The organism is Vibrio sp. T20, from assembly GCF_007858795.1.
Lineage (GTDB): Bacteria > Pseudomonadota > Gammaproteobacteria > Enterobacterales > Vibrionaceae > Vibrio > Vibrio satsumensis.
In genome coordinates, this window is sequence record NZ_VFEB01000077.1 from 62352 (window position 1) to 73914 (window position 11563).

Consider the following 11563-nt stretch of genomic DNA (forward strand, 5'->3'; position numbering starts at 1 on the left):
CATAGTATATATGAGAAATAAATTAGTCGTTATATATACTTAACAAAATCTTGGTGGTTCTTGCTTGAGGCTTAAAGTCGACATGATGACTTACAATCGAACAACGAAAAATTTGTAACGAAGTTAGGGTAAGTTCGCTATGTTGTATTGGTAAATCTTATCTGCGTTGTAGAAAGTTCAACTATGGAAAGAACCTAGTTACAGAAAGCTGCTCAATTGAATTCTATTAGCTCTCTGTAGCCGCTAGTCAGGACTGCATGAATAAGCTCAGAAACGACTGCTATTAGAAAAAACTGCTACAAATGGAGGTGTGGTATGCAAATTAGTGTTGATGTACATAACTATATGGAAACTCTGGTTGGTCATGTTTTGGCTACCGAGGAATATGTGTCTAATTATACCAACGAACAGCTGGCTGATCTTGCGTGCTTGGCTTTAGGGCAGCTTAAACCTATTTATATTCGTTTCGATATCGATTTTCTTTCGGCATTACCAGAAGACAAACTGGTGCTCTATAAACGAAATAGTGAGATCGCAGTCAAGAATGCGGAAAGCATGATTATTGACGATAGAAGACGCGAACGTGACGACAATGTGCCCGTTATATTTAGTCAACACAATTTTGATGAAGATGTAGAATTGCAATGGTATGAAAAGCCATTGTTGAACCGTAAACACTCATGATAGTTTAGGGTTAATACGGTCATTTAAGGAGTATAAAACGTGGGATTTTTTTCTAGATTATTTGGTGGCAAAGAAAAAACCGAACAAAAAGTAGAGATTGAACCAATCGAATATAAAGGCTTCAATATCTATCAAGATGCCATTGCAGAATCTGGTCAATACCGTGTTGCTGGGCGAATCGAGAAAGAATTCGATGGTGAAATCAAAACCCACCGTTTCATTCGTTCAGATGTTGTTTCAAACAAACAAGATGCCGATGAATTGATGCTTAAAAAATCGCAGATGTTCATCGACCAAATGGGCGACAATATATTTAGCTAACCAATTAGGGTTAGAATTGATGTTGGTCATAATTTAGAGAGCTTTCAGTGTATATGCTGAAAGCTCTTTTTAGTTTTAGGGATAAAGAACAGCTAGAAGGTTGTTATTTAAAGGATTATTTGCAAGTGGTTTGACCTCTTTGTTCGAGAGGCTCGTCATTTCTTCAAATGAAGCGCTCAAAATCCATCCAAATCGTTATAAGTAATAACTTTTCCTGTTCTTTGAACAAAACGCTTGAAGTATTAGTTGTCGTTAGATACAAACGAATAAGTCATTGTGCCAATAGTCAAGGAATAGCTATGCAAATTGGTGTACCAAGAGAAACACTCGCAGGTGAAACGCGAGTCGCTGCTTCGCCGAAATCGGTAGAACAGCTTCTAAAATTAGGATTTGAAGTTTGTGTTGAATCACAAGCAGGTGCGTTAGCAAGTTTTGAAGATGCAGCTTATGAACAAGCTGGAGCAAAAGTTGTTACCGCAGATGAAGCTTGGAAATCCGATATTATCTTTAAAGTTAACGCTCCGATCGTTGACGAGTCTAAAAATGAAATCGATCTACTTAAAGATGGCGCAACATTGGTCAGCTTTATTTGGCCTGCTCAAAATCCTGCATTAATGGAACAATTGTCCAGCCGTAACATCAATGTGATGGCGATGGACTCTGTACCTCGTATTTCAAGAGCTCAAGCGCTAGATGCATTGAGTTCTATGGCTAACATCGCGGGTTATCGTGCTGTGGTTGAAGCGGCGCATGAATTTGGTCGATTCTTCACGGGGCAAATTACCGCTGCAGGTAAAGTTCCACCGGCAAAAGTACTGGTTGCTGGTGCGGGTGTTGCTGGTCTAGCGGCCATTGGCGCTGCGGGTAGTTTGGGTGCGATCGTTCGTTCGTTCGACGTTCGTCCTGAAGTTAAAGAACAAGTCGAGTCTATGGGCGCTGAGTTCTTGGAAGTCGATTTCAAGGAAGATACCAGCGCGGGTGATGGCTACGCAAAAGAGATGTCTGAAGCATTCAACAAGAAAGCGGAAGAGCTTTATGCGGCTCAAGCGAAAGACGTTGACATCATCATTACAACGGCACTGATTCCAGGTCGTCCGGCACCTAAGCTGATTACTAAAGAGATGGTAGACAGCATGAGTGCAGGTAGCGTTATTGTTGACCTTGCAGCTGCGAATGGCGGTAACTGTGAATACACGGTTGCCGATCAAGTGATCACAACTGCTAATGGCGTAAAAGTTGTTGGTTACACCGATATGGTTGGTCGACTGCCGACTCAGTCATCTCAGCTATACGCCACTAACCTAGTCAACCTACTGAAGCTGCTATGTAAAGAGAAAGATGGCAACATCAATATTGACTTTGAAGATGTCGTGCTGCGTGGCGTAACTGTGGTTAAAGAGGGCGAAGTTACTTGGCCTGCGCCACCAATTCAAGTGTCAGCTCAACCACAACAAGTTAAACCTGAAGAAGCTAAAGCTCCACCGAAGGTTCAACAACCTGTGTCTCCAGTCAAGAAAGTCGCCGGCATTGCAATTGCGGTTGGTGCTTTCGCTTGGATAGCGTCGGTTGCTCCTGCTGCGTTCTTATCTCACTTTACCGTTTTTGTTCTCGCTTGTGTGGTGGGTTATTACGTAGTTTGGAATGTAAGCCATTCTCTGCATACGCCTCTGATGTCCGTGACTAACGCGATTTCAGGCATCATTGTAGTCGGTGCACTGTTACAGATAGGACAAGGAAGTGGCGTCGTCACGTTCTTATCATTTATTGCCGTATTAATTGCAAGTATCAATATCTTTGGTGGCTTTACTGTGACCAAACGTATGCTTGAAATGTTCCGTAAAGACTAAGGAGTAACAGATGTCTGAAGGATTAGTACAAGCAGCTTATATTGTTGCTGCTGTATTCTTTATAATGAGCTTGGCTGGGTTATCGAAACAGGAATCTGCACGTGCAGGTAACTATTACGGTATCACAGGTATGGCAATCGCGTTGATCGCAACGATCTTTGGCCCTCATTCTGCAGGTATTGTATGGATCATCATTGCTATGGTGATCGGTGGTGGTATTGGTATCCACTACGCAAGAAAAGTAGAAATGACTGAGATGCCTGAGCTGGTGGCAATTCTGCACAGCTTCGTAGGTATGGCGGCGGTACTTGTGGGTTACAACAGCTATATTGATCCACCTGCTGCTGTTTCTATCAACCCTGCAGATATTCATGCAGAGCACGTTATCCACCTAGTGGAAGTGTTCCTTGGCGTGTTTATCGGTGCGGTGACGTTTACAGGTTCTATTGTTGCGTTTGGTAAGCTTCGCGGCGTTATCTCTTCATCTGCATTGAACATCCCTCATAAGCACAAGTGGAACCTAGCGGCTATCGTTGCTTCTACATTGCTAATGATTATGTTCGTTAAAGCGGACGGCAGCATGTTTGCGCTTATGGTGATGACACTTATCGCATTCGCATTCGGTTACCACCTAGTGGCATCGATTGGCGGCGCAGATATGCCAGTGGTTGTCTCTATGCTTAACTCTTACTCTGGTTGGGCTGCGGCGGCGGCAGGTTTCATGCTTGCAAACGATCTGCTTATCGTAACAGGTGCATTGGTTGGTTCGTCAGGTGCGATTCTGTCTTACATCATGTGTAAGGCGATGAACCGTTCGTTTATTAGCGTTATTGCTGGTGGATTCGGCCAAGAAGTGGTGGTGTCTGATGGCGATGAAGAGCAGGGTGAACACCGCGAAACATCAGCTGAAGATGTAGCTGACATGTTGAAAAACTCAAAGTCTGTCATTATTACCCCAGGATACGGCATGGCTGTAGCTCAAGCTCAATACCCAGTGCATGAAATCACTGAGAAGCTACGAGCGCAGGGCATCAATGTTCGATTTGGTATCCACCCAGTTGCGGGTAGGTTACCGGGTCACATGAACGTACTCCTTGCTGAAGCGAAAGTGCCATACGATATCGTTCTTGAAATGGACGAAATCAACGACGACTTAAGTGAGACAGATACTGTATTGGTTATTGGTGCAAATGACACCGTTAACCCTGCTGCGCTTGAAGATCCAAACAGTCCAATTGCTGGAATGCCAGTACTTGAAGTTTGGAATGCTCAGAACGTTATCGTATTCAAACGTTCGATGAATACGGGGTACGCAGGTGTACAAAACCCATTGTTCTTCAAAGAGAACACGCAGATGCTGTTTGGTGATGCGAAACAGAGCTGTCTAGGTATTCTAGAACATCTATAGAAAGCACTTTGTGTGATAACTAAAAAGGAGCTCGTTGAGCTCCTTTTTTTGTTCTCAGAAAGTTGCTTTACTCAAAACTAATAACAAGTAGGACGTGGAAACTGACGCAAAACGTGTTCGAATGATCGTTGGATTCATCCACTAAACTTGTGAGTACGCTTGTGCAACACAATTCTAATATGATGCTATTTATTGTTATAACTCGCCATTACTATTGTTTTTCATGCGGTTAAAAATTTATCTTTGATAGCGAATGGTATATATTTGTTTGATCTATATGAATTTGCGTTGGTTTGTGATCATCAAAAGAACATTTACCCTTCTTATCGCTACGTTATCTGTGTCTGCAAACGCATTTGCTGACTCTTTGCCTGAGCGTATCGATAATTTCACCAAACTTTTTGATCATGAAACCGCAATCGAATCTTATGATATTCGAGTGCTGCAGGCTGATTATCCAACACGCTTGATCATGCCGTCTTCTATGTTGCCACAAACTGCAGAGTATCCGTTAAAAGACATCCAGCGTTTATATCAGTTATCAAAAACGTGTAGCGGAAAACTACCGTTAAGCCCTTTGATTACAGAACCCTTGGTTTTTACTCGTGCAATGTGCAAAGGAACCAAGCTTTCTGATCGCTGGTTTAGCCGTAGTGGTTTGATTCACCCTGGTGGGGGGTCTTATGCGGCGAGATATGTAGAAAAATATCCAGACAAGTTCGACTCTCTGAAACGTTTTATGCATATTCAAGAGCGCCCAAACACAGAGCATGATGAACTTTTATCTCGTCTACAAAACATGGACAGTGAGGCCATCACAGCACTATTAGCAGGTGCGAGCATGTTTGTAGAGCTTGACGAAATGTGGGTAAAGCGCGGCGACAGATATTACCTGTACAAAGAATCAGTTTGGAATGAAAACGCAACACTTTCTGGTTTATCGTTCAGTTTGTCTTCGGAAGGTAAAAGTTGCTTCGTACAACGCGGCAATGTGTGTTGGGAAATAGAAGATCATTCAGAGCTTCTGCAAGTTGCCATGTTTATCTTGGTGATTGCCAACATCATGCTTGTTTTAGGTTGGGCGATTTACCGTTGGAACAGTAAGAAACAAGAGATGAAGAGCCGTATGCTGGTTCTTCAAATTCTAACGCACGAATTAAGAACGCCGATTGCGAGTTTGTCATTGACGGTTGAAGGGTTCAGACGAGAGTTCGAACACTTGCCTGAATCAGTATATGATGAGTTTCGTCGGCTGTGCGAAGATACGCGCCGTTTGAGGCAGTTGGCAGAAGCAAGCAAAGACTATTTGCAATCAGACAACCAACCGTTGGCGACAGAGTGGGTACCAAGTGTGGAGGAGTGGCTTCAATACAAAGTTGAAGAAGACTTCGCTCCAGGTATAGAACTTCGCGTAAACAAAGATATTGCTGCAAAAGTAAACGTATATTGGTTAGGAACGTGTATCGACAACCTGATCAGAAATGCCGTGAAATACGGTGTAGCTCCAGTGATACTAGAACTGAATACTTCTGACAAGAAGCTGACATTCAAAGTTATAGATAATGGAGACTTGTCTCGCAAAGATTGGGGGCAACTAAGAAAGCCATTCGTAAGTAAGAGTGGACTCGGTTTAGGTCTGACGATAGTTGAATCTATGGTCGGAAAAATGGGCGGTCACATGACGCTTATCGGCCCCCCAACAACATTTATTTTGGAGATACCTTGTGAAACAGACATTGCTTCTCGTTGAAGATGATAAAAATTTAGCTGACGGTTTATTAGTTAGCCTTGAGCAAGCTGGATATGAATGTTTGCATGCAGAACTGATCTCTGAAGTTGAAGGCTATTGGGAGCAAGCGGACCTAGTTATCCTAGACCGTCAACTCCCAGATGGTGACTCAGTAGATTCGCTTCCAGGTTGGAAGAAAAAGAAAGATATTCCTGTAATCCTGCTAACGGCTCTTGTGACAGTAAAAGACAAAGTCGCGGGCTTAGACTCAGGTGCGAATGATTACCTCACTAAGCCATTCGCAGAGGCTGAGCTTTTTGCTCGAATTCGAGCTCAACTTCGCCTACCAGACGCTGAAGAACAAGACGCATCAAAAGTTGTCGCTCAAAACCTTATTATTGATAAAGCGACTCGTGAAGTGTTTTTCAACGAGCTAGAAGTCACCTTAACTCGTACTGAGTTTGACCTACTGCTGTTTTTGGCAAGTAATCTTGGTCGTGTTTTCACACGTGACGAGCTGCTTGACCATGTATGGGGTTACAACCATTTCCCAACAACACGTACAGTAGACACCCATGTTCTGCAACTAAGACAGAAATTACCGGGTCTAGAAATAGAAACGCTACGTGGCGTTGGTTACAAGATGAAAGCGTAATGAAAAAAGTCTTACTTCCACTATTAATCTTGTCTTGTGTAGCTAATACCACGCAAGCAGCTGATTGGTTCAAGAGTAGTGATGCTCTGACTCAAGTACATAAACATCTATTAGATAATGACTTGCCTCAGATGTTTGATTCATTAGTGGAAGTTTGGCAAATCAACTCTTCTCAATCACGCGAAGATCACCTCAATGAACTGTTCGATCAAGCATTGAACAAAGATTGTGGAAAAACCCTCACTAGAAAAACACTTCCTGATTGGATCAGTTCTGTCATCGTTAAAAGACACATCATTCAAAGCCCTGGTCGAGATACTTTTCGTGTCGCGATTAATGTTGAATCCGATAATAACATCCAAGATATAACTCTTGAGAGGTGGGTCGATAAGATCGTTTCTTCGGATAGTGAACTCACTAAAGAGAGTGAAATGGTAAATAACGCATCGGTGAGTTTATACCGCAAGCGTTACAATTTGCCATCTCAGCTTGAATCAGGCTTGTATCGTTTAAGTGTGAAAGGCGATGGCGGCAACTCTTGGAGCACATGGATTATTCTTGGCGAAGTAGCCATGCGTCAGCAAGTTCGCTGGTCGTCAAAAGACACGTGGCGTATTGATAAAAAAGAGCTGCTGAACCCATATTGTCCACTCCCTAAGCTAGAAATTGGTTTGTACGATTACGTCGACGAGCGCTATGAGCAAGTATGGGGCAAGAGCTATGAATCTGATTATCCGATGAACCTGACCGGCGAAGAGCTTCCAAATGATCGCTATGTTTTAGCGGTTTCAATGGTGCATTCACGCTGGCAAGGGGACATAGCGATAGAACAAGCACAAACTATCAGTAAAACTTATGATATTTCTAGCGAAGAAGAGTTAAAGTAATTTAAAATTGTGCCGTTAACTATGTAAGGGATCTAACAAAGATAAACGGCATGAAAAATACAACTAAACTACTCGCAGCATCAATTGCATTCGCCAGTCTTCCTCTTTCAGCAGCAAATTACGCCATTGAAGCGCGTGGTGATGCTATGGGTGGTGTTGGTGTTGTTTCAGCAAACTTCCTAACCGCTCCATTCTATAACCCGGCACTTGTTGCTATTTATCGTCGTAACGATGATATGGGCATGATTACGCCAAGTTTTGGCGGTAGCTATAATGACCCTAACGATATGAAATCGAATATCGATAGCGTCGTTGATGCGTCAAATACCGCAGACTTAGATGCAGCGCTTAATAAACTCGATGGTAACCAAGCTAATGTAGAACTTGGTGGTGTTGTCGCGTTTGCTCTGCCTAATCAGTTTGTTGCTGCAAACCTTTTCGCGAAAGCCTACACAGAATCATTTGCGACACCTAACGTTTACACAACAGGTTCCGATGAAGACAAAGTTGAACTGTCTACTGTTGAAGCTGTTTCTATCGGTGTCGCAGAAATCGGCATTTCTTTAGCAAAATACCAAACTTTTATGGGCCAACACATCTCATTTGGTATCACACCTAAGATCCAACGTATTTACACATACAACTATGTCGCGTCGGTTAATGATTACGATTTGTCTGACGTTAGAGAAAACAGTGATGGCGACACTGCATTTAACATGGATGCTGGTGCGCTTTGGTTCTTCGGCCCGTTCCGAGTCGGTGTTGCAGCAACTAACTTGATCTCACGAGACATAGAAACCAAAGATACGACGAGAACGTTAACCAGCAGCACAAGTAGTGCGACACACCAAGTTGGCGGTAAATACACTTACCAACTTGAACCGGTATACACCGTTGGTGCAGGTATCGTGTCTGACTACTTTACGTTTAGTGTCGATTACGATTTGAATGAGACTGAAAAGTTTACTTCGTTTGAAGACAACGAACAGATGATTCGTATTGGTACCGAAGTCGATCTTCTACGTCAGCTTAAGTTAAGGGGAGGGTACTACAAGAACCTGGCTTACTCTGATTCGGAAGGAACAGTCACAGCCGGTATTGGTATCTCGCCACTCAACTTGTTCCAGTTAGATCTAAGTGCGAACTACACAAACGAAAATGCAATGGGTGCTTCAATCAATTTCCTTGCTAGTTACTAACAGTCCTTATATAGTTCTGCTCCTAAATAAAGGAGCAGAGCATGCTAAACGACTTACCAACCCTTTCTCACGAAGAACAACAGAAAGCTGTTGAACGAATTCAAGAAATGATGACTCAGGGCATCAGCACAGCACAAGCTATCAAAATCGTTGCTGAGCAAATTCGTGAAGAAATGAGTAATAAAGAAGAGTAGGGCATCAGCCCTTCTTTTTTAACACCTTAATGCACTATAACTAAATATATTACCCTCTAGTATATTATCTCGTACATACCCACTCTTTAGTTACCCTAACTCCCGGTCTGCCCAAGCTCCTTAAATTCAGTTTATTCAATAAGTTATGTCAGAGTAATCCACTTTATAAGCTTTTCTCGGTTTCTATTTGTAATTAAATTACAGCAAGATCTGAAAGTAAAACAATCGCCATCTCTGGTGTCAGTATTTGTGTCACCATATCTAAGTGGTTAAATATATTGCGTTTTTTGACGCTAGTGACGTTGTGACTTCTATTTTTAGCGGATGCGAGTGTATGAATGTTCACAAGCAGACAAATGAGGATTTCATCTAAAAACAGTGCGAGATAAGTAGCGACGGTAATATTCAAAACCGATACCGCGAGTGACTGAGCACTGGTTAGAGCAAGCTTTACTCGCCAATACGTGACTGCAGAACAAGTGCTTAGGAGAAGCTTAGAGGCGTAAAGAAGAGCTGTTTATAAGCGGTATCAACCGGAGAATGTCATTGATGAGGTTATTACAGATGGTGTTATCACAGATGATAAGAGCGTACTTAGACGTGTCGAATCGATTAGAATTCTGATGAGGCAACAAAGCTTATGGATTTGTTGAGTCAGCAGTTAAAAATCTAACGGGTGCTTAAGTGGAGAGTCGATATCGACAGGGTATTAACTGCGTGTTGATTGAGTAGTGGCGGGAGTTGAATGTGTAGCTGCAGTCCAGTCTCGCGAGCCTTAATAAAACGTAGCGACTTGGTTTCGTCCGTTGTCTTTAGCTTGGTAGAGCGCTTTGTCTGCACGTTTGATGGCAGTACGTATAGATTCATGCTCCTTAAGCTGCGTTACTCCGGTCGAAGCCGTGACTTTAAGCGCTTTAGGCCAAGGGCTTTGCTCCATTGCTAGGTAAAAATTATCGATTGATTCGTTACACTGTAGCGCAGTTTGTTCCAGGCAAACGAGTAGAAACTCCTCACCACCCCAGCGATAAAGCAAGTACTGCTCACCAAGGCTCTTGTTCGCCGTTGCGACAAACTGAATAAGTACTTTGTCACCCACTTCGTGGCCATGTTGATCGTTGATCTGCTTAAAATGGTCTAAATCAAACAACGCGATGTGAATCGTTTTTCCTTGTTGCGCCAACCATTCGAAATCATAGAAGGTATCTAAAGCTTCGGTTCGGTTTCTACATCCGGTCAACGGATCGGTTGTGGCCTTTACCTTTAGCTCTTCAATTTCTTGGGTTAAATGACGTTGTTGCTGTGCTGAACGCGTTTTGTTTCGTTGTGCAATATGTAAAGCACAAGCGACATAGTAGATCGCGTATACCACCCATAGTCCAACCAATAGCTCACCTAGCAAAGCCTTGCTGATGATTTTACCGTAGAACACAATACTCGAGATGTTAAGTGAATGATGCCCAGCAAGCGTGCTGGCACCAAGCCCGAGTTCAACAGATACCGCGTTCGTAATGTCTACAGCGCTATCAGAAACAGGGCGGTTATAATGATCTATCCACCAGAAAGGAACATTGAAGTAGTTTAAGTCGATGTGGTTTTTATCTGGTAATGAGAAGTCTAAGCGATTGAACTTGTTCGACATAGCATCGCCTTTCACGCTGTAATTCTTGTCGTAATTACGAATGTAGAAGCGAAACCTTGGGTCTTCTTGGCCTTGGTAATCCATATTAATGGTGACCGAATCGAACGTAGAGAGATCGAGCCCTTTACCTTGTGTCGATATAACGAACTCAATTTCACAGAAGGGCAAGCTATAGGTTCGCTCAAAGTCACACTGTAACTCAATTCCATCTTCTGACTTATGTAATGAGCCTACGGTGCCACCGTCGTGGTCTCTGTCTGTGTTAACGCGTGTAGGGTATTTGTCTGGTGTAATAACGTAGCTCTTATTCATGAGCGTATTAAAAGAGATCAACGACACTAACGTGATTGCTAGGCAAAAAATCGAAAGGAATATGTTGAGTTTTCGGAATGCTTTGTCGCTCATGATACTAACCCGTACACGTGATTCGAACCTAATGCGCAATGCCTTAAAGTTGGCGCAATCGGAAATTAGAGTATTAGCATTGATAAAATTGCTATACCCAGAACTGATCCAGAATTGACGGTTATACAGGAAAGCGAGCCATTAGACCAAATTCAAGTTTAAAAATTGAACGCAGACCCTTGATTCTGAATGTTATTTGCTCAATAAGTGCGATTTTTACAGGGGTAATAATTTAACTGTATATTTATACAGTTAAATTTAAAGTGGCTCGGTTTGTGTAATCAGAGCGGTGTGTGCGAGCTTTATGGCTTGCTGTGATAACGAGTCACGAGGCCATTGTTACTGTTCATCAATTAAAGTGGAGGGCAGTTATGTTGCAGTGTCACTTTTTGGAGCTCAGTTTTATCGAAACACTTTTGTCGCTCATTTTGTCTTTCATCCCCAATTACGCGCCATACGTCGAACAAGGCTTTAACGCACTACGGAACATCCATTTTTTCGGATTAAACTCGCGTTGTTCTGGCGTTATCAAGTTGTCATGGTCAAAGTGAACCCTAGATCCATCCCAACGATAACCCCCTCTGGCAGGATAGTT

The 11563-nt window shown here is 42.7% G+C and carries 10 protein-coding genes; 9 read left to right on the forward strand and 1 reads right to left on the reverse strand.

What is annotated here, in order from left to right; translation table 11 throughout:
• Positions 1-315: 315 nt before the first annotated feature.
• The 9 genes from FTW16_RS06170 (at position 316) to FTW16_RS06210 (ending at position 8924) form a co-directional block, all read left to right on the forward strand.
• Positions 316-684, forward strand: coding sequence for a late competence development ComFB family protein (locus tag FTW16_RS06170; RefSeq protein WP_060981307.1), 369 nt, complete (start codon positions 316-318; stop codon positions 682-684).
• A 39-nt stretch (positions 685-723) separates the two neighbouring features.
• A complete protein-coding gene (locus tag FTW16_RS06175; RefSeq protein ID WP_060981308.1) occupies positions 724-1005 on the forward strand; it encodes an HlyU family transcriptional regulator in 282 nt (93 codons plus the stop codon).
• 299 nt (positions 1006-1304) lie between these two features.
• Complete coding sequence (gene pntA / locus FTW16_RS06180) at positions 1305-2852, forward strand: Re/Si-specific NAD(P)(+) transhydrogenase subunit alpha (protein ID WP_146490447.1); 1548 nt, start codon at positions 1305-1307, stop codon at positions 2850-2852.
• Positions 2853-2862: 10 nt separating this feature from the next.
• Positions 2863-4260, forward strand: a complete 1398-nt coding sequence (gene pntB / locus FTW16_RS06185; RefSeq protein WP_060981310.1) for a Re/Si-specific NAD(P)(+) transhydrogenase subunit beta — start codon at positions 2863-2865, stop codon at positions 4258-4260.
• Between the two features lie 277 nt (positions 4261-4537).
• On the forward strand, positions 4538-6010 hold the full coding sequence (gene vxrA / locus FTW16_RS06190; RefSeq protein ID WP_146490456.1) for a sensor histidine kinase VxrA: 1473 nt from the start codon (positions 4538-4540) through the stop codon (positions 6008-6010).
• Positions 5985-6644 (forward strand): response regulator transcription factor VxrB, encoded by a 660-nt coding sequence (gene vxrB / locus FTW16_RS06195; protein ID WP_146490448.1) that lies wholly within the window; start codon positions 5985-5987, stop codon positions 6642-6644. The genes vxrA and vxrB overlap by 26 nt, the downstream gene beginning before the upstream one ends.
• Positions 6644-7531 carry a DUF2861 family protein gene (locus tag FTW16_RS06200; protein ID WP_146490449.1) on the forward strand — a complete coding sequence of 296 codons (888 nt, stop codon included), beginning with the start codon at positions 6644-6646 and terminating at the stop codon, positions 7529-7531. Before vxrB ends, FTW16_RS06200 begins: the two co-directional genes overlap by 1 nt.
• A 50-nt stretch (positions 7532-7581) precedes the next feature.
• Entirely contained in the window at positions 7582-8730 is a 1149-nt protein-coding gene (locus tag FTW16_RS06205; RefSeq protein ID WP_146490450.1) for a conjugal transfer protein TraF, read from the forward strand.
• A gap of 41 nt (positions 8731-8771) precedes the next feature.
• Positions 8772-8924: a YoaH family protein gene (locus tag FTW16_RS06210; protein WP_004731009.1), complete on the forward strand. Its 153-nt coding sequence runs from the start codon at positions 8772-8774 to the stop codon at positions 8922-8924.
• A 775-nt stretch (positions 8925-9699) separates the two neighbouring features.
• Here the strand turns inward: FTW16_RS06210 and FTW16_RS06215 are convergent.
• Positions 9700-11007, reverse strand: coding sequence for a GGDEF domain-containing protein (locus tag FTW16_RS06215; RefSeq protein WP_146490451.1), 1308 nt, complete (start codon positions 11005-11007; stop codon positions 9700-9702).
• Positions 11008-11563 lie beyond the last annotated feature (556 nt).

Excerpts from the sequence above, each read along its gene's own strand:
- FTW16_RS06170 (WP_060981307.1), top strand. The coding sequence starts at position 316 with ATGCAAATTAGTGTTGATGTACATAACTATATGGAAACTCTGGTTGGT.
- vxrA (WP_146490456.1), top strand. The coding sequence starts at position 4,538 with ATGAATTTGCGTTGGTTTGTGATCATCAAAAGAACATTTACCCTTCTT.
- FTW16_RS06210 (WP_004731009.1), top strand. The coding sequence starts at position 8,772 with ATGCTAAACGACTTACCAACCCTTTCTCACGAAGAACAACAGAAAGCT.
- FTW16_RS06200 (WP_146490449.1), top strand. The coding sequence starts at position 6,644 with ATGAAAAAAGTCTTACTTCCACTATTAATCTTGTCTTGTGTAGCTAAT.
- pntB (WP_060981310.1), top strand. The coding sequence starts at position 2,863 with ATGTCTGAAGGATTAGTACAAGCAGCTTATATTGTTGCTGCTGTATTC.
- pntA (WP_146490447.1), top strand. The coding sequence starts at position 1,305 with ATGCAAATTGGTGTACCAAGAGAAACACTCGCAGGTGAAACGCGAGTC.
- FTW16_RS06205 (WP_146490450.1), top strand. The coding sequence starts at position 7,582 with ATGAAAAATACAACTAAACTACTCGCAGCATCAATTGCATTCGCCAGT.